The following is a 23845-nucleotide window of genomic DNA, read 5'->3' on the forward strand; positions in this document are numbered from 1 at the left end:
CCGCCGATTATCCCGGCCGGGCTACCGGAACAGGTGAAGCTGGGCGTGATACAGCAGCATCACGGTCTTGGCATCGGCGATGCGGCCGTCCGCCACCATCGCGAGCGCCTCGTCGATCGTCGGTTCGAGCACCTCGATGTCCTCGCCCTCGTCGGCCAGGCCGCCGCCATCGTGCAGGCGCATCGAAGCGTCGTAGGGAGCGATGAAGAAGTGCAGCTTCTCCGTCACCGAGCCCGGGCTCATGAAGCACTCGAAGACCTTCTGGACGCTGCCGAGCCGATAACCGAGCTCTTCCTCGACCTCGGCACGGATGCGCGCTTCGGGCGCCGCATCGTCGAGCAGCCCGGCCGCGGCCTCGATCAGCATCCCGGCGCCGCCGTTGACGAAGGCCGGGTAGCGGAACTGCCGCGTCAGCAGCACGGTGCGGCGCGCCAGGTCGTATGGCAGCAAGGTGGCGCCATTGCCGCGGTCGTAGGTTTCGCGCTCCATGCGCTGCCACCTGCCGTCGTTGCGGCGCCAGTCGAAGGCGGTCTTCTTCAGCACATACCAGCTGTCGGACAGGAGGGTGACTTCGTGCACCCGGACGCGTTCGTGCAAGTTCATGAGTGAGGATCGTACGTGCATATTCGTGCAATATCAAGATAAAACGTGCAAACAGCGCATCGCACCGCTACCATCGGGCCATGCTGACCCGTCAACGCAAACAACACATCCTCACCACCTTGCAGCGCGACGGACAGGTGGTCGCCAAGACCCTCAGCGAAGCGCTCGGCCTCTCGGAAGACACGATCCGGCGCGATCTGCGCGAGCTGTCGGCCGAAGGGCTGCTGCAGCGCGTGCACGGCGGGGCGCTGCCGCTGGCACCGGCCGAGGCCGACTTCGCCGGTCGCCAGCAGCTGGCCACCGGCGACAAGCTCGCGATCGGCCGCGCGGCGGCGCGCATGGTGCGGCCGGGGCAGGTCGTTTTCATCGACGGCGGCACCACGGCCGTGCAGATGGCCCGGCACCTGCCGGCCGCGCTGCGCGCCACGGTGGTCACGCACAGCCCCTCGGTCGCGCTCGAACTCGTAGGCCATGCCGGCGTCGAGGTGGTGCTGATAGGCGGCCGGCTGTTCAAGCATTCGGTGGTGGCCGTGGGCGCGGCGGCCATGGAGGCCATTGCGCGCATCCGCGCCGACACCTTCTTCATGGGCGTGACCGGCGTACAGGCCGAAGCCGGCCTGACCACGGCCGACCTCGAAGAGGCGCACATCAAGCGCGCCCTGATGGCCGCGGCTGCCGAAACCGTGGTGTTGGCGTCGTCCGAGAAGATCGGCGCGGCGTCGGCCTGCGTCATCCAGCCGCTCGGCGCGTCGGTCACGCTGCTGGTGGCGGCATCGGCGCCGCCGAAGCCGCTGACAGCCTTGCGCAGGACCGGGGCTCATGTGGTGTGCGCCGACGATGTGGCCTGAGCGCTCGATAATCCCTCGATGCCCGTTGCCCCCCGCTTCTCGCCGCGTGCCATCGGCATCGGCGCCGCCGTCGTCACGGTGCTGGTCTGGACGGCCTTCATCGTGATCGCGCGCGCTTCGGCCGGGCGCTCGCTGACGCCGCTCGACCTTGCCTTCGCACGCATGTCCGGCGCCAGCCTGGTGCTGGCGCCGTGGGGCGCCTGGCTGGTGATGCAGGCGCGGCGCGCCCAAGCCGGCGGGACGGGCGGGCCCCCTGTCGGATCGCTGTTCGGCCTGTCGCCGCTCGGCTTGCGCGTGACGGCGCTGGCCGGCGCAACCGGCGGCCTCGGCTATGCGCTGCTCGCGTACACCGGCTTCTTCTATGCCCCGGCCGCGCATGCGTCTGTGCTGATGCCCGGCAGCCTGCCGCTCTGGACCACGCTGCTCGCGGCCGTGGTGCTGCACGACCGCATCACGCCCAAGCGGGCGGCCGGGCTCGCGCTGATCGTCGCCGGCGACCTGGTGGTCGGCGGGCGCAGCCTGCTGCACGCCTTCGAGGGTGGCGAGATCTGGAAGGGCGACCTGCTGTTCATGAGCGCCGCCTTCTGCTGGGCCTGCTACAGCGTGGTGGTGCGGCGCCATGGGCTCGACGCAGTGCGTGCCACCATCGCGATCACGCTGTTCGCGTTCCTGAGCTTCGTGCCGGTCTATGCCGTGCTGGCGGCGGCCGGCTGGCTCACCAGCCATATCGGCACCGCACCGTGGGGCGAGGTGGCGTTCCAGATGGCGTTCCAGGGTGTCGGCTCGGTGGTGATCTCGGGCATCACCTTCACCCGGATGATCCAGTACTTCGGCCCGGTGCGCTCCACCATGATCACCGCGCTGGTGCCGGGGCTGTCGGCCTTTGGCGCCGTGATCTTTCTGGGCGAGCCCCTGCACTGGAGCCTGCTGGCCGGGCTGCTGCTGGTGACGGCGGGCATCCTGTTCGGCGTGCAGCGCGTGCGCCCGGTCGCGCCTGAAAAGACGGTGCCTGCCGCCCGAGTGGCGGGCGTTGCAGGCGGATTCGATGCATAAGTTGCTGGCCTTCGACACCAGCACCGAGCACCTGTCGGTGGCGGTTCAGCACGGCGACGCGCTGTGGACGCACAGCGGCGCGGGCGGTGCGCAGTCCTCCACCACGCTCATTCCGCTCGTGCTGCAACTGCTGGCCGATGCCGGCCTCACGCTGCAGCAGCTCGACGCCATCGCATTCGGTCGCGGTCCGGGTTCCTTCACCGGGCTTCGCACGGCCTGCTCGGTGGCCCAGGGTCTCGGGTTCGGCGCGGGCGTGCCCCTGCTGCCGATCGATACGCTGCAGGCCGTGGCCGAAGAGGCGCGCGAGCGCTTCGGCGCGCGGCGCGTGCTGGCCTTGCTCGACGCGCGCATGGACCAGGTCTATGTGGCCGGCTATGACTTCGACGCCGATGCGCCGGCAGACAGCGCGCCGCGGCTGCTGGCACCCGAAGAGGTGGAGGTGCCCGCTGGCTGGGTGATGGCCGGCAATGCGTTCCAGGCCTACGGCGAGCGCTTGCCGTCCGGCCCGGCGCGCCACGCGGTGCTGCCCACGGCTGCTGCGCTGCTGCGCCTGGCACCCGGCCTGATCGCGGCCGGCCGCACCGTGACGCCGGCCGAAGCCTGGCCGCTCTATGTTCGCGATAAAGTGGCGCAGACCACCGAGGAACGCCTGCGCATTCGCCGCGAATCCGCTGCCCACGCCTCGGTGGCCCCCTCGACATGAGCGCCGTTCTGCAACCGCTGGAAGCCCGCCTGGAGCCCCTCACCATCGAGCGGCTGGTGCCGGTGTGCGCAGTCGAGCAGACCGCCTACAGCCACCCTTGGACGCGCGCCAACTTCATCGATTCGCTGCACGCCGGCTACCACTGCCAGCTGCTGGTGGGCGGCCCGGCGGCGCGCGGCGGCGATGAAACCCTGATCGGCTATTTCGTCGCCATGAAGGGCGTCGATGAAGTGCACCTTCTCAACCTCACCGTGGCGCCCGCGTTCCAGCGTCAGGGCTGGGCGCCGCTGTTGCTTGAAGCGCTGTGTGGCTGGTCGCGCGCGCAGGGCGCGCAGTGGCTCTGGCTGGAAGTGCGGGCCAGCAATGCGCGCGCGCTCGAGGTCTACGAACGCCAGGGCTTTCGCCGCGTCGGCTTGCGCAAGGGCTATTACCCGGCGCACGACAGCCGGCGCGAGGACGCGATCGTCATGAGCCTGCGCCTCAATGAATCGACGAGCGCCTGGGGTGCGCTGAAATGAGCACCCTGGCGCTCGACGCGCGGCAACGCGCGATGCTCGATGAGATGGGCGTCAAGGTTTGGTGGCCGGCCGAGCCGGTGGCGCCGGTTGCCGTCGAAAAGACGGCTGTTGCCGCAGAGCCGGCGGCTGCCCCAGCCCGATCTGATGTGCAGGCCGAAGCCCCGGTGCGGCCCGAAACCACCGTGCGGCCGACCGTGGCGCGTCCGGCGGTGGTCGCAGCAGCACCCGTGGTGCGCCCGGCGCCCGCCGCCGGCGATGCCGTCGTGCTGGTAGAGCCGCCGCAGCGCCTCTACGGTGGCAGCGCGGCGCAGGGCGGCTGGCTGATCGTGGCCGACATGCCGCCCGAATCCGACGGCCGCCATGGCGAGCCGTTCGCGGGCGACGCCGGCCGGCTGCTCGACAACATGCTGCGCGCGCTGCAACTGCACAGCGGCGCCGTGCCGGTGCACCTGATGCGCACGCACCGTGGCGCGGTCGCATCGAACACCGGCCTGCGCCCGTTCGACGAGAGCTTCGCGGCACACAGCGCCGCCGTGGCGCCGCGACTGGTGCTCGCGCTGGGTCCGCTCGCGGCGCAAAGCCTGCTGCAGCGGGCCGAGCCGCTCGGCAAGCTGCGCGGCCGGGCCACCGAAATCGCGGCGCTGCCCGGGGTGCAGGTGGTGGCCACCTACCACCCGGCTTATCTGCTGCGCAACCCTGCCGACAAGGCGCGGGCCTGGGCCGACCTCTGTCTGGCCGCCGCGCAGCTCGGCTGACACCGCGGGCCGGAACCTAAAATCCGGCCCCATGACCTTCCTCTTCAAGCTGCGCGCCGCCGAGCAGCAGAACGCTTCCATGCTCTGCGTCGGCCTCGATCCGGAACCGAGCCGTTTCCCGGCCGGGCTCAAGGGCGACGCCAGCCGCATCTACGACTTCTGTGCGCGCATCGTCGATGCCACGGCCGACCTCGCCATCGCCTTCAAGCCGCAGATTGCCTACTTCGCTGCGCACCGCGCCGAGGGCCAGCTCGAACAGCTCATGGAGCACCTGCGCCGCAACGCGCCGCACGTGCCGGTGATCCTGGACGCCAAGCGCGGCGACATCGGCTCGACCGCCGAGCAGTACGCGATCGAGGCCTTCGAGCGCTACGGTGCCGATGCGGTCACGCTGTCGCCGTTCATGGGCTTCGATTCGGTGGAACCCTACCTGCGGCATGCCGGCAAGGGCGCTTTCCTGTTGTGCCGAACCAGTAATCCGGGCGGCGCCGATCTGCAGGGGCAGCGCTTGGCAGGGCTGGAAGGAGAACCTTTTTTGTATGAGCACGTTGCGCGGCTGGCGCAGGGCCCGTGGAACCTGAACGGCCAACTTGGGCTGGTGGTCGGCGCCACCTACCCGGCCGAGATCGAACGGGTGCGGGCGCTCGCACCCAACGTGCCGCTGCTGATCCCGGGCGTCGGCGCGCAGGGCGGCGACGCGGTCGCCACGGTGCGCGCCGGGTGGCGCAGCGATGCGCCGATCGTCGTCAATTCATCGCGCGCGATCTGCTACGCCTCGTCGGGTGACGACTTCGCCGAAGCCGCCCGGCGGGTGGCCCTCGGCACGCGCGACATGCTTCAGGCCGCACGTTCCTGAGCGACATTTCCTGTCAAACACAAGCCCGAGTTGTATCAATGTGACGTAAAAAGTCACAGTTAATTACACTAGTTGTCTCGAGGGCGTTCTTTTCAGGCCTTAGCGTCTGGCCCCAGCCGGGCATGGCATTTGCCTTGTGGTTGTGGGCGCCGGAGCGCCGAGGAGCGAGAACCCGATGGTTGAAGAACAAGAAAGCGCTGCTGTGCCAGCGTTGGGGGCAGTGCGCGCGCTGCCTGAAGCCGATGCCACGTCGGCGGGCCGGAATCCCCCTCTTACGCTGGCCGCCGCGCTGGCTGCGTCGACCGCGCTGGCTGCCTGCGGCGGCGGGGGTGGCGGAGGAGGCGGTGGCGGGGGCGCGTTTTTCGGCCTCGGTGCAACAACGACCGGCGCCACCAGTGCCGGGTCGCTGACCCCTCTCGGCACCACGCCGACCGCGCAGGGCTACCTCTACACCACGGCCAAGACCGACGACGAGGCCGCGCGCTTCCTGCTGCAGGCGCAGTTCTCGGCCAACGAGGCCGACATCGCCGCCGTGCGCACCAAGGGCTACCTACCGTGGCTCGGCGAGCAGGTCGACCTGGCGAAGACCCAGACCGGCTGGGAATGGCTCAGCAGCAAGCCCTACAACACCGTCTACACCGACGACATGATCTGGAACCAGCTCATGACGGCGCCGGACGGATTTCGCAAGCGCATGGCGCTGGCCTTCACCGAGATCTTCGTGGTCTCGGCCAACGACATCGGCTCCAGCTGGCCCGACCACATGATGGCCCAGTACTGGGACATGCTGGTGGCCGGCGTCACCGGCAACTTCCGCAAGCTGCTGGAAGACGTGACGCTGAACCCCGCGATGGGCTACTACCTCAACACGCGCGGCAACCAGAAGGAAAACGCGCAGGGCCGCCAGCCCGACGAGAACTACGCGCGTGAAGTGATGCAGCTCATGACGCTGGGCCTCTACCAGCTCAATGACGACGGCACTGTCAAAAAGGCGGCCGACGGCACACCGCTCGACAGCTACACCCAGGACGACGTCACCAACCTGGCCCGCGTGTTCACCGGCTACGACGTCGACATCAAGACCGCCGAGCGCACCGCCTTTCCCGTGCCGGGCCAGACATACACGATCGAAAGCAACCAGTGGACGCAGCGGCCGATGGTGCTGACCGCCTCGCGCCACTCCCTGCTGGAAGCCAAGTTTCTCGGCGCCACCGTGGCGGCCAACACCGAGGGCACGGCGGCACTCAAGACCGCGCTCGACACGCTGTTCAATCACCCCAACGTCGGGCCGTTCATCGGCAAGCAACTGATCCAGCGGCTCGTGACCAGCAACCCGAGCGCGGGCTATGTGTCGCGCGTCTCGGCGATTTTTTCCGACAACGGCGCCGGTGTGCGCGGCGACATGAAAAGCGTGCTCGCCGCCGTGCTGCTCGACAACGAGGCGCGCAGCCCGGACGGACTCGCCAGCCCCGACTTCGGCCGCTTGCGCGAGCCAATGCTGCGCCTGGTGCAATGGGGCCGCACTTTCGGCATCGCATCGACCAAGGACACCTGGAAGATCGGCAACACCTCGGATGCCGCGAGCCGGCTCGGCCAGAGTCCGCTGCGCTCGCCCTCGGTGTTCAACTTCTTCCGGCCCGGCTATGTGCCGCCATCGACCGTGCTGGCGAGCGAAGGCAAATCGGCGCCCGAGTTCCAGCTGGTCAACGAGACCAGCGTGGGCGGCTACCTCAATCACCTGCAGAGCGTGCTGGTCAACGGCTACGACAGCAAGGACGTGGTTGCCAGCTACGCGATCGAGAAGACGCTGGTCACCGATGCGGGCGCGCTGGTGCGCCGGCTCGCCCTGATGATGAGCGCCAACCAGCTGTCGGCCGCGACGCAAAAGACGATCACCGACGCGCTCGCCGCGCCGGCTGTCACCGCCGCCAGCACCGACGCCGTCAAACTCAACCGCATCTATGCGGCGGTGCTGATGGTGATGGCTTCCCCCGAATACCTGATCCAGAAATAGGGCGCCCCATGCATCTGATCGATCCCAAGGGCCACAGCCGCCGCGCCTTCCTGCAGCGCTCGAGCGCGCTCGCGTTGGCGGGCACCGCGATGCCGTTCGCACTCAACCTGTCGGCGATGAGCGAGGCCGCGGCCCAGTCCGCCACCGATTACAAGGCGCTGGTCTGCGTGTTCCTGTTCGGCGGCAACGACTACGCGAACACCGTCATCACCTACGACGACGACAGCTACAACAAGTACAGCACCATCCGCGTGCCCCAGGCCTCCGGCGGCGTGGCCATCGCGAAGGATGCGGCGCTCGCCGCCACGCTGCTGAGCCCGACCGTGCCGCTGGCCGGCGGCCGGCAGTACGCACTGCATCCGCAAATGACGCAACTGGCCGGGCTGTTCAACACCGAGGGCAATGTCGCGGTGCAGCTCAACGTCGGCCCGCTGGTGGTGCCGCTGAGCCGCGCGCTCTACAACAACAGCAACAAGAAGCTCTACCCGCAGCCGCCCAAGCTGTTCTCGCACAACGACCAGCAGTCGACCTGGCAGTCGTCCTCGCCCGAAGGCTCGACCATCGGGTGGGGCGGCAACATCGGCGACCTCGTGCTGAACCAGAACAGCAACTCGCTGTTCACCTGCATGTCGGTGTCGGGCAATGCCGTGTTCCTCTCGGGCGACAGTGCGCTGCAGTACCAGGTCAGCACCGGCGGCGCGGTGCGCATCAGCAGCGTGAGCAGCGCAAGCAGCGCCAGCCTCTTTGGCTCGTCCACCGTCAAGAGTGCGATGCAGCTGCTCACGCAGCAGGCCCGTGGCCACAAGCTCGAAAACGAATACAACAAGGTGACCAAACGTGCCGTCGACGCCGAGGGCTCGGTCACCACCGCGATCCAGTCGGCCTACCCGGCCGGCACCTTCCCGACCACCGGTCTCGGCAACCAGCTCGCAATGGTGGCCCGGCTGATCCGCGGCCGCGGCACGCTCGGCAGCAAACGCCAGGTCTTCTTCGTGTCGATGGGCGGCTTCGACCTGCACGACAACCTGATCGCCAACCAACCCGGCCTGATGAAGCAGCTCAGCGATGCGATGGCCGCGTTCCACAGGCAGATGGCACTCGAAGGCATGGGCGACAAGGTCACTGCCTTCACTGCTTCCGACTTCGGCCGCACGCTGGCGTCCAACGGCGACGGTTCCGACCACGGCTGGGGCAACCACCATTTCGTGGTCGGCGGCGCGGTCAAGGGCAAGGCAATCTACGGCTCGCCGCAGGTGGTGAGCATCGACAACACGTCGACCTCGGCAGGCTACGAGGGCCACGTGGGCCAGGGTCGGCTGATTCCGACCACCTCGGTCGACCAGTACGGCGCGACGCTCGCCAAGTGGTTCGGCGTACCCGATGCCGACATGCCCGGCATCCTGCCGAATCTCAAGAATTTCGGCGGCAGCCTGGTGGTCAACGGCACCACGTACAACTATCCGAAGGATGTTGGGTTCATGATGCCGGCTTGAACTCCGGAGAACATCTCATGAACGCAACCCGCCTTGTCGGCATCGTGCTGATCGTCGCCGGCATCGCCGCGCTGGCGCTCGGAAGCTTCAGCTTCACCAAGGAAACGCATCAGGCCAAGATCGGCCCGATCGAGCTGTCGGTGAAGGAGAAGGAGACGGTCAACCTGCCGGTGTGGGCCGGCGTCGCGGCGATCGTGGTGGGCGGCGCGCTGCTCTTCGTGGGCGGCCGCAAGGGCTGAGGGCTTAGCGCCGCGCCGCGCCAAGCCGCTGCGACACCGCGTCGCCGCAGGCCCTGAGCGCCTCGGCCAGCGCACCGTCCCACGCCGTGTCGAAGATCCCGGCAGGCCCGATCGCGGCAATGGCCAGCACGATCCGCCCGGTGTGGTCGAACACCGGCGCCGCCATGGCGCTCACGCCCGGCACGATCTCGCCCTCGGAGCGGCTGATGCCGTGCGCACGCACCTCGCGCAGCAGCACCTCGAAATCCTTCCAGGACGGCGCGCCGTGCTCGCGCTCCTGCGCCAGCAGGCGCTTCACCTCCAGCGGGTCGAGGTAGGCGCCGAACAGCCGGCCCGACGCTGTGCTGGCCAACGAAAACACCGTGCCGTGCCGCAGGCTCACATGCACCGGCGCGGCCGACTCCGCAATGCGCACGATGGTGGCGCCGCGATCGCCCCATACCGCCAGCGCCACCGTGTGGCCGATCTGCCGGGCCAGCGCATCGATCAGCGGCGTCGCGATCTGGATCGGGTTGGCCTGCTGCAGGCCGATCAGCCCCAGCTGCAGCGCCAGCGGCCCGAGCGCGTAGTGGCCGGTCGCGTCGTCCTGCTCGATCAGCCCGAGCCGGCCGAAGCTCACCATGTAGGGGTGCGCCTTGGCCGCCGTCATGCCGGCGTCGCGTGCCAGATCCTTCAGCGGCATCGGCCGGCCGGTGTGCACCAGCGCACGCAGCAACTCGCCCCCGACTTCGATGCTCTGGATGCCGCGCTGCCCGCGTTCGATGCCGGATGCCATGGTGTTTTGATGTTCGTCTAAAAAGAATGCATTAGACAATAGCAGATGAACGCATTACCATCCAGCTCTGTTTTCGTGGAGACATTCCAGATGACCATCCCCTGCCAGAGCGGCTTTGGCAATGAATATGCGAGCGAAGCGGTGCCCGGCGCGTTGCCGCAGGGCCGCAACAGTCCGCAGCGCGCACCGCTCGACCTGTACCCCGAACTGATCTCTGGCACCGCCTTCACCGCGCCGCGCCACGAGAACCGGCGCTCGTGGCTGTACCGGCGCCAGCCTTCGGTGGTGTCGGGGCGCTACCAGCCGTATGCTCAAACGCGCTGGCAAACCGGCGGCGACCGCAGCATCGCGTTGCCGCCCGAGCCGATGCGCTGGCAGCCGGTGCCGCTGGAGGGCGCAGCCGATGCAGACTTCGTCGACGGCATGCACACGCTCGCGGCCAATGGCGACTGCGAAGCGCAAACCGGAATCGGCGCGCTGGTGTACCTCGCGGGCCGCTCGATGGTGCGCCGCGCCTTCGTCAACGCCGACGGTGAAATGCTGCTGGTGCCGCAGCAGGGCCGCATCGTGCTCACGACCGAGATGGGCGTGCTCGAGGTCAAGCCGGGCGAGATCGCGCTGGTGCCGCGCGGCGTGGTGTTCAAGGTCGGCCTGCTCGACGGCATTTCGCGCGGCTACGTCTGCGAAAACTACGGCGCGCATTTCCGCCTGCCCGAGCTCGGCCCGATCGGCTCCAACGGCCTGGCCAACGCGCGCGACTTCCTCGCACCGGTGGCCGCGTTCGAACAGGAAGAGGGCGGCTACGAACTCGTCAAGAAGGCCGGCGGCCGCTTCTGGCGCGCGCCGACCCGGCAGTCGCCGTTCAACGTGGTGGCGTGGCACGGCAACCTCGCGCCGGTGAAATACGACACCGCGAACTTCATGACCATCGGCTCGATCAGCTTCGACCACCCGGATCCGTCGATCTTCACCGTGCTCACCTCGCCGAGCGACACGCCCGGCACCGCCAACTGCGACTTCGTGATCTTCCCGCCGCGCTGGCTGGTGATGGAAGACACCTTCCGTCCGCCCTGGTACCACCGCAACCTCATGAGCGAGTTCATGGGGCTGGTGTACGGCGAGTACGACGCCAAGCCGGGTGGCTTCAAGCCCGGCGGCGCCTCGCTGCACAACTGCATGGTTCCGCACGGCCCCGATGAAGAGGCTTTCACCAAGGCCAGCCAGGCCGACCTGAAGCCGCAGAAGCTCGACAACACGCTGGCCTTCATGTTCGAGAGCCGCTACCGTTTCATCCCTACCGCCTGGGCGCTGCAAAGCCCGGCACTCGACCACGATTACGCCGACTGCTGGGCCGGCCTGCAAGACCAATACAAGCCATGAACCTGCTCAACGAAACCCACGATCCGACGCTGCGCAGCTGGGTACCCTCGGCCAACGAAGCGGGCTGCGACTTCCCGCTCCAGAACCTGCCGTTCGGCCGCTTCAGGCCGGCGGGCACCGACGAGCCTTTCCGCATCGGCGTCGCGATCGGCGACCGGGTGCTGGACCTGGCGGCCGCGAAGCTGGTCGACCATGCCGACATGAACCGGCTCATGGGCGCGTCGCTCGCCGAGCGTGCCGAGCTGCGCGCCGCGCTGTCCGCGGGCCTGCGCGAAGGCAGCCCGAAGCAGTCGGGCTGGGAGCTCGCGCTGTATGCGCAGGCAGCGGTCGAGATGACGATCCCCTGCCGCATCGCCGACTACACCGACTTCTACACCGGCATCCACCACGCCACCACGGTCGGCAAGCTGTTCCGGCCCGACCAGCCCTTGATGCCCAACTACAAGTGGGTGCCGATCGGCTACCACGGCCGCGCCTCGTCGATCGGCGTGAGCGGCCAGCGCTTCCGGCGCCCGCAGGGGCAGACCCGAGCGCCGGATGCCGAAGTGCCCGGCTTCGGCCCGTCGAAGCGGCTCGACTACGAACTCGAACTCGGCTTCTTCATCGGCCAGGGCAATGCGCTCGGCGAGCCGATCACCATCGGCGAGGCGGAGCAGCACCTGTTCGGCGTGACCCTCCTCAACGACTGGTCGGCGCGCGACGTGCAGGCCTGGGAATACCAACCGCTCGGCCCGTTCCTGTCGAAGAATTTCGCCAGCACCCTATCGCCGTGGATCGTGACGATGGAGGCGCTGGCGCCGTTCCGCGCCGCCGCGTTCGAGCGGCCCGCTGGCGACCCGCAGCCACTGCCCTACCTCGACAGCGTGGCCAACCGCGAGGCCGGCGGGCTCGCCATCACGCTCGAGGTGTGGCTGCAGACCGCGAAGATGCGCAGCGCCGGCGCTGCGCCGAGGCGCCTCACGCGCGGCGGGGCCGCCGAGGCCACCTACTGGACCGCGGCGCAACTGGTCACGCACCACACGGTGAATGGCTGCAACCTGCAGCCTGGCGACCTGCTGGGGTCAGGCACGCTATCGGGGCCCGAACCCGATCAGGCCGGCTCGCTGCTGGAACTCACGCTGGGTGGCAAGCAGCCGATCACGCTGCCCAACGGCGAACGCCGCACCTTCCTGGAAGACGGCGACACGCTCACCCTGCGTGGCTACTGCGAGCGCGAAGGCGCGGTGCGGATCGGCCTGGGCGAGGTGAGCGGAACAGTGGTGCCCTGAGCCCCGGTCAGGCTCCGGCCGCGCGGGCTGCCTCGAGATGGGTCTTGGCCCGCTCCGCCAGCGCCATTTCGCCCGGCGTGCCGGGCGAAAACGCCTCCACCGGCATCGGCCGGCCGTGCGAGTCCACCGACACGAACACGATCAGGCACTCGGTGGTCTTGGCCATTTCGCCGCCCTTCATGTCGCCGCTGCGCACCTCGACCGAGATGTTCATGCTGGTGTTGCCGGTGTAGGCGAGCCGTGCCTCCACTTCGACCAGGTCGCCGATCATGATGGGGTGGTGAAAGCGGATGCTGCCGATGAAGGCCGTCACGCAATAGCGCTTGGCCCAACTGGTCGCGCAGGCATAGCCGGCCTCGTCGATCCACTTCATGACGGTGCCGCCATGCACCTTGCCGCCGAAGTTGACGGTGTTGGGATTGGCCAGAAAGCGAAGCGTGATGGACGGCATGAGGGCCTTTGTGCGGTGGGTGACGGATTATTGTCGCCCGGCGCCTGCTCATTGCGGCGAATCTTGTGCCCGCAGCGCTTCGTCGAACAGCGAGAGCAACTGCCGGGCGAACAGGTTCATGTTCAGGGCGCGGTTCGTGTCGCCGGTTTCGATCGTCCGGCTTGCGGTGACGGCACCGACGACGGCGATGCACAGGTGGCCCGGTGCGTCGCCATAGGGGCTGCCCGAAGGGCCGGCCGCGCCCGTCTCGCCGAGGCCCCAGGTGGCACGATGGGTGTCGCGGATCCGGCCCGCGATGAGCCTGGCAAAGGGTTCGGTTTCCCCGCGCATCCCGGCCACGTCGGCGGCCGTCAGTCCGAGCAGTGCCTTGCCGGCCCGCCGCGAGTACACGACCGCACCGCCGAGGAAAAAGCTCGATGCGCCAGGCACCGCGAGCAGCGCGGCCGACACCAGGCCGCCGGCCGAAGACTCTGCCACCGCCACGGTCTGGCCGCGTTCGCGCAGTGCCGCGCCGATACGGGCGGCGAGGTCGGCCAGCGGCGCCACGCCGGCCCCGTCAGCGGTGGATGCACTCAACCTGCCAGGCCCGCAAACACGTTCTGCACGTCGTCGTTCGCATCGATGGCCGCCAGGAAGGCTTCGACCTCTTCCAGATGCTCGGCGCTGAGGCTCGCCGGGTCGACCGGGTTCTTGGCCTTGTAGCCAAGCTTCGCGGAGACGACGTGGAAGCCCTGCGTCGGCAGTGCGCGGCTCACCAGGTCGAGGTCGTGCGGATCGGTCAGAAACACCGTGGGGCCGCCTTCCTCGCCGGGCTCGAAGTCCTGGGCGCCCGCTTCGATGGCGGCCAGTTCGGGGTCGGCGTTGGCCGATGTCGGCTCGGCTTCGATCATGCCCAGATGGTCGAAATCCCAGGCCACCGAGCCTGACGTGCCCAGGTGGCCCTTGCGAAACAGCACCCGCATTTCGGGCGCCGTGCGGTTCACGTTGTCGGTCAGGCATTCGACCATCACCGGCACGCGGTGCGGCGCAAAGCCTTCGTAGATCACATGCTCGAAATGAACCGCATCACCGGTGAGCCCGGCACCCTTCTTGATCGCGCGCTCCAGCGTCTCCTTGGGCATGGAGACCTTGCGGGCTTGCTCCACGACCAGCCGCAGACGCGAATTCGAGGCCGGGTCGGCCCCGCTGCGGGCCGCGATCATGATGTCCTTGGCCAGTCTTCCGAACAGCTTGCCCCTGGCATTGGCCGCCAGTTCCTTGCCTTTTGCTTTCCACTGCGCGCCCATGTCCGTTCCTCGTTGTTGTAGCGGGCACAGCATAGTCCTTGCAACCGCGTGGCAACATCGGGCTATCGATTGAGACCCGAGGGCGCGTGATGGACATCGAATTCGGCAACGCCGGCACGGTCGATACCAACGGCACCGGCTGGTTCATCGGCTTCAGTGACTGGTGCCGATCGACCGGGGCGCACCTGCGCCACATGCCGCCGGCGCTCGATGCCCGCGGCCTGTGCGTCAAATGGTTCATGCATCCGGCGGGGAATCCGGCCGGCGAGGCCAAGCCGGTCAGCACCGGCCGCACGATCTCGATGCTGGTCGGCGGCGCACCGGACAGCGAGTTCCGCATCGAGTTCTCGCCCACGGCGTCTTTCGCGCCGGCCAACACAATTAAACGCGTGCTGCGCGAGCCCGGCGATTTCGCGATCTGGGGCCCGGGCCTGTACCACCGCGCCTTCGGCATCGCGCCGGCCTGCGTCCTCACGATCCGCTGGGAACCGGGCGATGCGGCCTGCGCCGCCGAAGGTCAGCGGTAACCCGCCTCGTTCGGGTTGTGGATGATCCAGATCAGGTTGCCGCTGCTGAAATCACCCATGCCGCCACCCGCGAAAATCAGGCGGCCCTGGCCCTTGTAGGTCATCTCGAAGCGGTGGCGGTCGGCACCGAAATAGAACGGGATCCAGGCCTTGCCGGTGATGTAGGCGCCCTGGTCGGTCGGTGGGCCTGCGATGTCCTGCACCTGCCGTGCCGACATGCCGATCTGCAGCCTCGCGAACTTGCTGTTGGCGGCCGGGTTGCCGGTGATCTCGCCCTCGAAGTCGTTCAGGCCCTTCACGGTGCGGCCGCTGCCTGCTTCCACCTTCGATGAATCGACCACGTTGCCGCGCGCGTCCATGCCGGGCTTGCCGGCGCCGATGGTCGAAGGCGCGGGCGCCGCAGCCTGCGGTGCAGGCGCCGGCGCAGCGGCCGGACGTGCCGGCTCGACGGCCGCCACCGCGCAGCGCTCGAGGTCGACGATCTTCTGCTTCTCCTTGGGCGCGAAGCGGTAGTCGCGGATCTTCGTCGTGACTGTGCCGCCTGTGAACCCAGGGCCCACCGAGCGGCAACGGAAGTAGATGGGGTCGCCGGCGTCCACCGTGTACAGCCCCGGCGGCACGCCGCGGCCCGCGGCCTTGGCAAGCGTCAACGTCGTCGTCTTGCCGACGATCTCGGGCTTGACGCGCTTCTCGTTGCCGTCGTCCAGCAGGCCGCTGAGCTGGCGGTAATCGAGGCCTTCCACGGCGGGCGGCGGCGGTGGCGCGACCGGTGCGGCAGCAGCCGGTGCGGGGGCCGCGGGCGCTGCCGCGTTCTTCGATGTCGACGAGCAGCCGGCGGCCGCCAGGGCGACGGCGGCTGCGACAGCCAGGAAATTCAGGGACGTTTTAAGGATCAAGGTCGAGCTCCGTAGGGGTCTGCCGGGGATGTCTCCGGCCAGCGGCATTCTCCGGGTTTTTTGCGGCCTGTCTGCGCGCCAAACGGCCGATGCGGCCATGCGGCAGAGACCGGCGCGCGACAATGCCCTGGCGCCGCTCTTGCTAAGGTCGGAGCCTCCCGAAACTGTTCGCCGCTCCCGATGACCGACGCCCCCACCGCTGCCTGCCTCGTCGAAGACCTTGTGGCGCTGATGCGTCTTGAAGCCGTGGGCGAAGACCGCTTTCGCGGCGAGAGCGAGGACATCGGCACACCCGCGGTGTTCGGCGGCCAGGTGCTCGGCCAGGCCGTGATGGCCGCGAGCCGCACGGTCGAGCCCGATCGGCCGATGCATTCGATGCACGCCTACTTCCTCTTGCCCGGCGAGCATGCGCCGATCGACTACACCGTGGACCGCGTGCGCGACGGGCGCAGTTTCACCACCCGGCATGTGCTGGCGCGCCAGCGTGGCCGCATCATCTTCGAGATGGCGGCCTCGTTCCAGACCGCCGATGAAGGCGTCGAGCACCAGTCGGCGATGCCCGAAACGCGTGGCCCCGAAGGCCTGCCGAGCGAACTCGAGCGGCGCGTGGCACTGGGCGACCGGCTGCCCGCGCGCTGGCAGGTCAAGGGCACCGAGCCGCACGGCATCGAATTTCGCCGCGTCGAGGACGACGACCTGCTGGCGCCGGCACCGCGCGAAGGCGGCAGCGCGATCTGGATGCGTGCCGTCTCGCCGCTGCCCGACGATCCGTCGGTGCACCGCGCGCTGCTGGCCTATGCGTCCGATCACGGCCTGTTGCGTGCCGCGCTGGTACCGCATGGCCTCACCTTCATGACCGGGCAACTGCGTGCGGCCAGCCTGGACCACGCCATGTGGTTCCACCGCGAGTTCCGCTTCGACGACTGGCTGCTCTACACGATCGATTCGCCAAGCGCCGGCGGTGCGCGCGGCTTCTGCCGCGGCAGCGTGTTCGCGCGAGACGGCCGGCTGGTGGCGTCGACCGCCCAGGAAGGCATGTTGCGCGTACTGCGCTGATGCACTGTGCGCGGCTCAGCCCTTGAAGGGGTTGGACGTCGCGAACCAGAGCCCGATGCCGGTGGCGATGATGAAGGCGCCGTCGGTCACGCCCGCCACCAGGAAGAACTTGGTCTGCAGCGTGTCGACCAGCTCCGGCTGGCGCGCCGTGCCCTCCAGAAACTTCGAACCGACGATACCGATGCCGATGCAGGAGCCGAAAGCGGCAATGCCGATCAGCAGCGAAACGCCGAGGGGGAGGATGTCGAAGCCGTTCATGGCGGGTTCCTTTCAGGGGTTGCTTGGTTTTTGAACGTGGCTTCACTTTCGTGCAATGCCTGCACACGGTCGATAACGTCGCAGGTCATGGTGCCGCGCCAGCCGCGAGAATCGCGTCATGAAATCCAAGCTGCCGCTCCCCACACGCCGACGGATGTGCATGCGCCTCGTGCTCGCGGTGGCGGCGCCCGTCTGGGCTGTCAGCGGCTGGGCGCAGGCCCCGGCCGCCGGCCGGACCGAAGCCCTGTACGAGGGCGTGCTCGGCAGCAGCCTGATCGGCATGACGCTGGTGGTGCCCAAGGGCGCGGAAGGCCGCCTGGCCGGGCACTACTTCCACGGCAAGTTCCTGAAGGACATCCCGCTCACGGGCAGCTTCCAGGGTGGGCGGCTTACGTTGCGCGAAGCGGGCGGCGGCACCTTCACGCTGGAACTGGTGAGCAACGGCACCGGGGGCGGGAAACCGCTCGACTTCAGCAACAGCATCGGCCTCACGGGCGCCTGGACGCAAGGGGGCAAGCGCCTCGACGTGACGCTCGGGAACACCGCCAACCGGCCGGCGGGCGGCCGTCGCTATGAGCAGGTCACCAAGGAAACCGACGAGGAGTTCGAAGCGCGTGTGCAGGGCTTCCATCGCGCGGTGCTGGCGGGCGACCGTGCCGGGGCTGCACGTTTCGTCGACTTTCCGTTGCACGTCAACCAGGGTGGCAAGGGGCGCGAGATCGCATCGGCCGAGCAACTGGACGCCGCCTGGGATCAGGTCTTTACGCGGGCCTGCCTCAACGCGCTGAAGGAGGCGCTGCCGCATGACATGTTCGTCTCCAACGGACGGGCCATGATCGGCAACGGCGTGGCCTGGTTCAGCGCCAACGGTGCGGTGGCGATCAACGTACCCTGAGCCGATGCGCTACAGAAGGCGCTTGAGATAGCGCCCGGTGTGGCTCGCCTCGTTCGCCGCGATGTCTTCCGGCGTGCCTTCGCCCACCACCATGCCGCCGCCGGCGCCGCCCTCGGGCCCCATGTCGATCAGCCAGTCGGCGGTCTTGATGACGTCGAGGTTGTGCTCGATCACCACGATGGTGTTGCCCGCGTCGCGCAACTGGTGCAATACCCTGAGCAGCAGCTCGATGTCGGCGAAGTGCAGGCCGGTGGTCGGCTCGTCGAGGATGTACAGCGTGCGGCCGGTGTCGCGCTTGCTGAGCTCCAGCGCGAGCTTCACGCGCTGCGCCTCGCCACCCGACAGCGTGGTGGCCGACTGGCCCAGCTTGATGTAGGAGAGGCCCACGTCCAGCAGCGTGTGCAGCTTGCGCTCGATGGTCGGCACGGCTTTCAGGAACTCGTGCGCCACCTCGACCGTCATGTCGAGGATCTGCGCGATGTTGCGGCCCTTGTATTGCACCTCGAGCGTTTCGCGGTTGTAGCGCTGGCCGTGGCACACCTCGCAGGGCACGTACACGTCGGGCAGGAAGTGCATCTCGACCTTGACCACGCCGTCGCCCTGGCAGGCCTCGCAGCGGCCACCGGCCACGTTGAAGCTGAAGCGGCCCGGCCCGTAGCCGCGCTCGCGCGCGGTGTTGGTCTCGGCCATGAGTTCGCGGATCGGCGTGAACAGGCCCGTGTAGGTGGCGGGGTTGCTGCGCGGCGTGCGGCCGATCGGACTCTGGTCGACGTTGATGACCTTGTCGAAGTACTCGATGCCCTCGACCGACTCGTGCGCGGCCGGCTCCTCGTGCGCGCGGTACAGCGTGCGTGCCACCGCGGTGTAGAGCGTGTCGTTCACCAGGGTCGACTTGCCCGAGCCCGAGACGCCGGTCACGCAGGTCAGCAGGCCGACCGGGAAGGCCACGCTCACGTTCTTCAGGTTGTTGCCGGTCGCGCCGACCACGCGGATTTCCTGCAGGTCGCTTTGCGAGGCGAGGTGCGCTGCTTCGCGTGCCTGCCGCTTCAGCGCGGCCGGGCTCGGTGGAAACTTGGGCTTGATCGCGGCCGCCTTCTTCTCTTCGGCACTCTTGCGCAACACCGGCAGCCAGGGCGTGCGGTGCTTCGGCAGAGCGATCTTCTTGGTGCCCAGCAGGTACTGGCCGGTGAGCGAGGCGGGGTTGTCGCGCACCTGCTCGTAGGTGCCCTGTGCCATCACGCGGCCGCCATGCACGCCGGCGCCCGGGCCCATGTCGATCACGTGGTCGGCGGCGTGGATCATGTCCTCGTCGTGCTCGACCACGAGCACGCTGTTGCCGATGTCGCGCAGGTGCTTGAGCGTGCCGATCAGCCGGTCGTTGTCGCGCTGGTGCAGGCCGATGCTGGGCTCGTCGAGCACGTACATCACGCCCGTGAGGCCGGAGCCGATCTGCGATGCCAGGCGGATGCGCTGCGCCTCGCCGCCCGAGAGCGTCTCGGCACTGCGGTCCAGGCTCAGGTAGTTGAGGCCGACGTCGTTCAGGAACTTCAGCCGCAGGCCGATCTCGCGCACGATCTTGTCGGCGATCTCGGCCTTCGAGCCGCGCAGCTTCAAGGTCTGGAAGTAGCCGAGGCTCTCGCGCAGCGTGGCATGGCTGACCTCGTAGATGCTCATGCGCTGCGGCTCGCCGTCGCCGGTCTCGTCGACCAGGAACACGTTGCGCGCCTCGCGCCGTAGCCGCGTGCCGCCGCAATCCGGGCAGGGCTGCATGTTGCGGTAGCGGGCCAGCTCTTCGCGCACCGCGACCGAATCGGTTTCGCGGTAGCGCCGCGTCATGTTCGGGATGATCCCTTCGAACGGGTGCTTGCGCGTGAGCTTCTTGCCGGCCTGCTGGCCGCTCTCCATCACGTAGTTGAACTTGATCTCTTCTTCGCCCGAGCCTGTGAGCACTGCGTTGCGCACGGCCTCTGGCAACTCCTCGAACGGGCGGTCGATGTCGACGCCGTAGTGCTTCGCCACGCTCTCCAGCATGCTGAAGTAGTAGCCGTTGCGCCGGTCCCAGCCCTTGATCGCGCCGCTCGCCAGCGAGAGCGACGGAAACGCAACCACGCGCGAAGGATCGAAGACCTCGCGGTGACCCAGCCCGTCGCAGCTCGGGCAGGCGCCCACCGGCGAGTTGAACGAGAACAGGCGCGGCTCCAGCTCGGCCAGCGAGTAGTGGCAGATCGGGCAGGCGAACTTGGCGTTGTAGAGATGCTCCTTGTCCGCCGCGCCCTCCTGGCCCAGTTCGAGCGCGATCGCCCGGCCATCGGCCAGCCGCAGCGCGGCCTCGAAGCTCTCGGCCAGCCGCTGCTGCATGTCGGGCCGCGCGCGCAGCCGGTCGATCACCACGTCGATGTCGTGCTTCTCGGTCTTCTTGAGCTTGGGCAGGTCGTTGTATTCGTAGGTCTGGCCATCGACGCGAAAGCGCACGTAGCCCTGCGCCTGCATCTCGGCGAACAGTTCGACGAACTCGCCCTTTTTCTCGCGGGCGACGGGCGCCAAAATCATCAGGCGCGGCTCGTCGGGAATGCCCAGCGTCGCATCGACCATCTGCGAGACGGTCTGCGCCTGCAGTGGCAGATGGTGGTCGGGGCAGTAGGGCGTGCCGGCGCGCGCATAGAGCAGGCGCAGGTAGTCGTGGATCTCGGTGACGGTGCCGACGGTCGAGCGCGGGTTGTGGCTGGTGGCCTTCTGCTCGATGCTGATCGCAGGGCTCAGGCCCTCGATCACGTCGACATCGGGCTTGTCCATCAGCTGCAGGAACTGCCGGGCATAGGCCGACAGGCTCTCGACATAGCGGCGCTGACCCTCGGCGTACAGCGTGTCGAACGCCAGGCTCGACTTGCCCGAGCCCGACAGGCCGGTGATCACCACCAGCTTGTTGCGCGGAATGTCGAGATCGATGTTCTTGAGGTTGTGCGTGCGCGCGCCACGGATGCTGATGCGCTGCTGCGCGAGCAGTGCGCCGAGGTAGGCGTCGTCGGAGGGGGAATTCACGGGGCAGTCCGTTCTGGGCAACCGAGCATGATAAGTCGCCCGGCGTTTCCGGGCACAATCTCCGGTTTCCTCCTCCTCTCTCACTCATTCATCAGGGGCAGTGCATATGGCATCGGTCAACAAGGTCATCGTCGTCGGCAACCTCGGGCGCGACCCGGAAATGCGGACATTCCCGAGCGGCGACCAGGTCGCGAACGTGACCGTCGCCACCACAGACAAGTGGAAAGACAAGCAAAGCGGCGAGATGCGCGAAGCCACCGAGTGGCACCGCATCGTGTTCAACGGCCGCCTGGCCGAAATCGCCGGCCAGTACCTGCGCAAGGGCTCGCAGGTGTACGTCGAAGGCAGCCTGCGCACGCGCAAGTGGACCGACAAGGACGGCATCGAAAAATTCACCACCGAGATCCGCGCCGACCAGATGCAGATGCTCGGCAGCCGCCAGGGCGCGGGCGGCCCGTCGGGCGGCGGTGACGATGACGGCGGTTACTCGCAAGGCGGTGGTGGCGGCGGCGGTGGCGGCTACGCTCCGCGTGCGCCGGCCGCCGCACCGCGCGCACCGGCCCCTGCGCCGCGCCAGGCGCCCGCGAAGTCGTCCTCCGGCTTCGACGACATGGACGACGACATTCCGTTCTGAAGCAAGCGCTGCGGGCCGCGGGCCGGGCGGCGCGCGCGGCCAGCAATGGCCCTGCTGCCTTGCAGGCAGCGGCTTCGGCCCAAGATACGCACCCTGTATCTGATGCCGGCGCCCGCTCGATGACCACTCCGCTTTCCATTCTCGATCTGTCCCCCATCTGCGAAGGCGGCGACGCTTCGCAGTCGTTCCGCAACTCGTTGTCGCTCGCGCAACATGGCGAGAAGCTCGGCTACCGGCGCTACTGGCTTGCCGAGCACCACGGCATGCCGGGCATTGCGAGCGCAGCGACCGCGGTGCTGCTGGCCCACATTGGCGCCGGCACCCAGACGATCCGTATCGGCGCAGGCGGCGTGATGCTGCCGAACCATTCACCCCTGGTCATCGCCGAGCAGTTCGGCACGCTGGAGTCGCTGTATCCAGGGCGCATCGACCTTGGCCTGGGCCGCGCGCCGGGTTCGGACCAGCGCACCGCGCATGCGTTGCGCCGCAACCTCGAGTCCGATGCGGACCAGTTCCCGCAGGACGTGGTCGAGCTGATGGACTACATGTCGAAGGCGCCGCGCCAGCCGGTGATGGCCGTGCCGGGCCGTGGGCTGGAGGTGCCGGTGTGGATCCTCGGCTCCAGCACTTTCGGCGCGCAGCTCGCGGCGCATCTTGGCCTGCCCTACGCCTTTGCCTCGCACTTCGCACCGCAGCAGCTGATGCAGGCGATCCGCATCTACCGCGAAACCTTCAAGCCATCGGCGCAGTTGCAGAAGCCGTATGTGATGCTGGGCTTCAATGTGTTCGCGGCCGACACAGACGAAGAGGCGAACTTCCGCGCCAGTTCCTGGCAACAGGCCTTCGTCAACCTGCGCAGCGGACGGCCGGGACGCCTGCCGCCGCCGGTCAAGAACTACCGCGGCACGGTCGGCCCAGCCGAGAACGCGTTGCTCGATTCGGTGCTGTCATGCTCGGCGGTCGGCTCGGTCGAGACCGTGCGGGCCGGCATGCAGGCCTTCATCGCGCGCACCGGGGCCGACGAGCTGATGGTCACCTCGCAGGTGTTCGACCACGCGGCACGGCTGCGCTCCTATGAGCTTCTGGCCGGCATCCGCGACGAGGTCGCTACGGCCGCGCTGCCCGGCTAGCCCAGGGCGCCGACGATCACACCGCCGCCGAGGCAGACTTCGCCGTCGTACACCACGGCCGACTGGCCCGGCGTCACGGCCCACTGCGCCGCGGGGAAGTCGAGGCGGATGCGACCTTCGTCGCCCGCGCCCAGCGCGCAGCCCGCATCGGCCTGCCGATAACGCGACTTGGCGCCGTAGTGGCCCGGTGCCGGCGCCGCGCCGGCGACCCAGCTCGTGTCGTCGGCCTCGAGCGCATGCGACAGCAGCCACGGGTGGTCGTGCCCCTGCACCACCCACAAGGTGTTCTTCTCGACGTCCTTGCGTGCCACGAACCAGGGCGAGTGGTCGCCGCCACCGCGCTGCGCGCCCTTTTCTTTCACGCCGCCGATGCCGAGGCCCTGGCGCTGGCCCAGCGTGTAGAAGCTCAGGCCCTGGTGCTCGCCGACGGTGCGGCCGCGTGCGTCCTTGATCGGGCCCGGCGCCTTGCTGATGTAGCGGTTGAGGAAGTCGCGGAAAGGCCGCTCGCCGATGAAGCAGATGCCGGTGGAGTCCTTCTTCTTCGCGTTGGGCAGGCCGATTTCGTCCGCGATGCGGCGCACCTCGGTCTTGTGCAGTTCGCCGACCGGGAACAGCGTCTTCGACAGCTGCGCCTGGTTCAGCCGGTGCAGGAAGTAGCTTTGATCCTTGGCGGGATCGAGGCCCTTGAGCAGCTCGTGCTGCTGCGTGGCTTCGTTGAAACGCACGCGTGCATAGTGGCCCGTGGCGATCTTCTCGGCGCCGAGCCGCATCGCATGGTCGAGGAAGGCCTTGAACTTGATCTCGGCATTGCACAGCACGTCTGGGTTCGGCGTGCGGCCGGCCTGGTACTCGCGCAGGAACTCGGCGAACACGCGATCCCGGTAGTCGGCCGCGAAGTTGACATGCTCGATCTCGATGCCCAGCACATCGGCCACGCTGGCCGCGTCGATGAAGTCGATGTTCGACGAGCAGTACTCGCTGTCGTCGTCGTCTTCCCAGTTCTTCATGAAGATGCCGATCACCTCGTGGCCCTGCTGTTTCAGCAGGTGCGCCGTGACCGCGGAGTCGACCCCGCCACTCAGACCCACCACGATGCGCTGCTTTTTCATGACCGGGCGATTGTCCCCGTCCGCGCAAAGCGGTGCCGGCATGCGGGAAATCACGGGGG

Annotated in this window: 25 protein-coding genes; 16 read left to right on the forward strand and 9 right to left on the reverse strand. The window is 68.3% G+C overall.

Features of this window, described 5'->3' with window-relative positions; translation table 11 throughout:
• Positions 1 to 21: 21 nt before the first annotated feature.
• Positions 22 to 603: an NUDIX hydrolase gene (locus QTI05_RS10965; RefSeq protein ID WP_286624405.1), complete on the reverse strand. Its 582-nt coding sequence runs from the start codon at positions 601 to 603 to the stop codon at positions 22 to 24.
• An 80-nt stretch (positions 604 to 683) separates the two neighbouring features.
• On the opposite strand from QTI05_RS10965, the gene QTI05_RS10970 reads away from it, so the two are divergent.
• The 9 genes from QTI05_RS10970 (at position 684) to QTI05_RS11010 (ending at position 9082) form a co-directional block, all read left to right on the forward strand.
• Positions 684 to 1451, forward strand: coding sequence for a DeoR/GlpR family DNA-binding transcription regulator (locus tag QTI05_RS10970; RefSeq protein WP_286540104.1), 768 nt, complete (start codon positions 684 to 686; stop codon positions 1449 to 1451).
• Positions 1452 to 1469: 18 nt separating this feature from the next.
• Positions 1470 to 2504 carry a DMT family transporter gene (locus QTI05_RS10975; RefSeq protein WP_286624406.1) on the forward strand — a complete coding sequence of 345 codons (1035 nt, stop codon included), beginning with the start codon at positions 1470 to 1472 and terminating at the stop codon, positions 2502 to 2504.
• On the forward strand, positions 2497 to 3207 hold the full coding sequence (gene tsaB / locus QTI05_RS10980; RefSeq protein ID WP_286624408.1) for a tRNA (adenosine(37)-N6)-threonylcarbamoyltransferase complex dimerization subunit type 1 TsaB: 711 nt from the start codon (positions 2497 to 2499) through the stop codon (positions 3205 to 3207). Before QTI05_RS10975 ends, tsaB begins: the two co-directional genes overlap by 8 nt.
• A complete protein-coding gene (rimI, locus tag QTI05_RS10985) occupies positions 3204 to 3725 on the forward strand; it encodes a ribosomal protein S18-alanine N-acetyltransferase (protein ID WP_286540098.1) in 522 nt (173 codons plus the stop codon). The genes tsaB and rimI overlap by 4 nt, the downstream gene beginning before the upstream one ends.
• The gene (locus tag QTI05_RS10990; protein WP_286540096.1) at positions 3722 to 4480 is read left to right on the forward strand and encodes a uracil-DNA glycosylase; all 759 of its coding nucleotides are present in this window, start codon (positions 3722 to 3724) and stop codon (positions 4478 to 4480) included. Before rimI ends, QTI05_RS10990 begins: the two co-directional genes overlap by 4 nt.
• A gap of 31 nt (positions 4481 to 4511) precedes the next feature.
• Complete coding sequence (gene pyrF / locus QTI05_RS10995; RefSeq protein ID WP_286624411.1) at positions 4512 to 5336, forward strand: orotidine-5'-phosphate decarboxylase; 825 nt, start codon at positions 4512 to 4514, stop codon at positions 5334 to 5336.
• A 175-nt stretch (positions 5337 to 5511) separates the two neighbouring features.
• Positions 5512 to 7350 (forward strand): DUF1800 domain-containing protein, encoded by a 1839-nt coding sequence (locus QTI05_RS11000; RefSeq protein ID WP_286624413.1) that lies wholly within the window; start codon positions 5512 to 5514, stop codon positions 7348 to 7350.
• Between the two features lie 8 nt (positions 7351 to 7358).
• Positions 7359 to 8843 carry a DUF1501 domain-containing protein gene (locus QTI05_RS11005; RefSeq protein WP_286624415.1) on the forward strand — a complete coding sequence of 495 codons (1485 nt, stop codon included), beginning with the start codon at positions 7359 to 7361 and terminating at the stop codon, positions 8841 to 8843.
• 17 nt (positions 8844 to 8860) lie between these two features.
• Positions 8861 to 9082 (forward strand): hypothetical protein, encoded by a 222-nt coding sequence (locus QTI05_RS11010; RefSeq protein ID WP_286540087.1) that lies wholly within the window; start codon positions 8861 to 8863, stop codon positions 9080 to 9082.
• A gap of 4 nt (positions 9083 to 9086) precedes the next feature.
• Here the strand turns inward: QTI05_RS11010 and QTI05_RS11015 are convergent, their stop codons facing one another.
• Complete coding sequence (locus QTI05_RS11015; RefSeq protein ID WP_286540086.1) at positions 9087 to 9857, reverse strand: IclR family transcriptional regulator; 771 nt, start codon at positions 9855 to 9857, stop codon at positions 9087 to 9089.
• A gap of 90 nt (positions 9858 to 9947) precedes the next feature.
• Between QTI05_RS11015 and hmgA the strand changes: the two genes are divergently transcribed.
• Both hmgA and fahA read left to right on the forward strand, forming a co-directional pair.
• Positions 9948 to 11237 carry a homogentisate 1,2-dioxygenase gene (hmgA, locus tag QTI05_RS11020; RefSeq protein ID WP_286624417.1) on the forward strand — a complete coding sequence of 430 codons (1290 nt, stop codon included), beginning with the start codon at positions 9948 to 9950 and terminating at the stop codon, positions 11235 to 11237.
• A complete protein-coding gene (fahA, locus tag QTI05_RS11025) occupies positions 11234 to 12505 on the forward strand; it encodes a fumarylacetoacetase (protein WP_286624419.1) in 1272 nt (423 codons plus the stop codon). Before hmgA ends, fahA begins: the two co-directional genes overlap by 4 nt.
• 7 nt (positions 12506 to 12512) lie before the next feature.
• Here fahA and QTI05_RS11030 read toward each other — a convergent pair whose 3' ends face one another.
• The 3 genes from QTI05_RS11030 to QTI05_RS11040 are packed head-to-tail and all read right to left on the reverse strand — an operon-like array spanning position 12513 to position 14242.
• Complete coding sequence (locus tag QTI05_RS11030) at positions 12513 to 12956, reverse strand: acyl-CoA thioesterase (RefSeq protein WP_286540081.1); 444 nt, start codon at positions 12954 to 12956, stop codon at positions 12513 to 12515.
• Positions 12957 to 13004: 48 nt separating this feature from the next.
• Positions 13005 to 13532 carry a CinA family protein gene (locus QTI05_RS11035; RefSeq protein WP_286624421.1) on the reverse strand — a complete coding sequence of 176 codons (528 nt, stop codon included), beginning with the start codon at positions 13530 to 13532 and terminating at the stop codon, positions 13005 to 13007.
• The gene (locus tag QTI05_RS11040; RefSeq protein ID WP_286540079.1) at positions 13529 to 14242 is read right to left on the reverse strand and encodes a YebC/PmpR family DNA-binding transcriptional regulator; all 714 of its coding nucleotides are present in this window, start codon (positions 14240 to 14242) and stop codon (positions 13529 to 13531) included. The genes QTI05_RS11035 and QTI05_RS11040 overlap by 4 nt, the downstream gene beginning before the upstream one ends.
• 89 nt (positions 14243 to 14331) lie before the next feature.
• Here QTI05_RS11040 and QTI05_RS11045 point away from each other — a divergent pair, with 89 nt between their 5' ends.
• Positions 14332 to 14769, forward strand: a complete 438-nt coding sequence (locus QTI05_RS11045; RefSeq protein WP_286624423.1) for a hypothetical protein — start codon at positions 14332 to 14334, stop codon at positions 14767 to 14769.
• Here the strand turns inward: QTI05_RS11045 and QTI05_RS11050 are convergent.
• Positions 14760 to 15665 carry a hypothetical protein gene (locus QTI05_RS11050; RefSeq protein WP_286624424.1) on the reverse strand — a complete coding sequence of 302 codons (906 nt, stop codon included), beginning with the start codon at positions 15663 to 15665 and terminating at the stop codon, positions 14760 to 14762. The two genes, QTI05_RS11045 and QTI05_RS11050, sit on opposite strands and share 10 nt — an antisense overlap.
• A gap of 180 nt (positions 15666 to 15845) precedes the next feature.
• Here QTI05_RS11050 and QTI05_RS11055 point away from each other — a divergent pair, with 180 nt between their 5' ends.
• Positions 15846 to 16721 (forward strand): acyl-CoA thioesterase, encoded by an 876-nt coding sequence (locus QTI05_RS11055; protein WP_286624426.1) that lies wholly within the window; start codon positions 15846 to 15848, stop codon positions 16719 to 16721.
• A gap of 15 nt (positions 16722 to 16736) precedes the next feature.
• Here the strand turns inward: QTI05_RS11055 and atpE are convergent, their stop codons facing one another.
• Positions 16737 to 16979, reverse strand: coding sequence for a F0F1 ATP synthase subunit C (atpE, locus tag QTI05_RS11060; RefSeq protein WP_286540075.1), 243 nt, complete (start codon positions 16977 to 16979; stop codon positions 16737 to 16739).
• A gap of 118 nt (positions 16980 to 17097) precedes the next feature.
• Between atpE and QTI05_RS11065 the strand changes: the two genes are divergently transcribed.
• The gene (locus tag QTI05_RS11065) at positions 17098 to 17874 is read left to right on the forward strand and encodes a hypothetical protein (RefSeq protein ID WP_286540074.1); all 777 of its coding nucleotides are present in this window, start codon (positions 17098 to 17100) and stop codon (positions 17872 to 17874) included.
• A gap of 9 nt (positions 17875 to 17883) precedes the next feature.
• Here QTI05_RS11065 and uvrA read toward each other — a convergent pair whose 3' ends face one another.
• On the reverse strand, positions 17884 to 20913 hold the full coding sequence (gene uvrA, locus QTI05_RS11070; RefSeq protein WP_286540073.1) for an excinuclease ABC subunit UvrA: 3030 nt from the start codon (positions 20911 to 20913) through the stop codon (positions 17884 to 17886).
• A gap of 106 nt (positions 20914 to 21019) precedes the next feature.
• On the opposite strand from uvrA, the gene ssb reads away from it, so the two are divergent.
• Together ssb and QTI05_RS11080 are read left to right on the forward strand one after the other, a co-directional pair.
• On the forward strand, positions 21020 to 21547 hold the full coding sequence (gene ssb / locus QTI05_RS11075) for a single-stranded DNA-binding protein (protein ID WP_286624428.1): 528 nt from the start codon (positions 21020 to 21022) through the stop codon (positions 21545 to 21547).
• A 119-nt stretch (positions 21548 to 21666) separates the two neighbouring features.
• The gene (locus QTI05_RS11080) at positions 21667 to 22677 is read left to right on the forward strand and encodes an LLM class flavin-dependent oxidoreductase (protein ID WP_286624430.1); all 1011 of its coding nucleotides are present in this window, start codon (positions 21667 to 21669) and stop codon (positions 22675 to 22677) included.
• Here QTI05_RS11080 and mnmA read toward each other — a convergent pair.
• The gene (mnmA, locus tag QTI05_RS11085; RefSeq protein WP_286540067.1) at positions 22674 to 23786 is read right to left on the reverse strand and encodes a tRNA 2-thiouridine(34) synthase MnmA; all 1113 of its coding nucleotides are present in this window, start codon (positions 23784 to 23786) and stop codon (positions 22674 to 22676) included. The genes QTI05_RS11080 and mnmA overlap by 4 nt on opposite strands.
• Positions 23787 to 23845 lie beyond the last annotated feature (59 nt).

This window comes from Variovorax fucosicus (assembly GCF_030316825.1).
In the GTDB taxonomy this organism is placed as follows: domain Bacteria; phylum Pseudomonadota; class Gammaproteobacteria; order Burkholderiales; family Burkholderiaceae_C; genus Variovorax; species Variovorax fucosicus.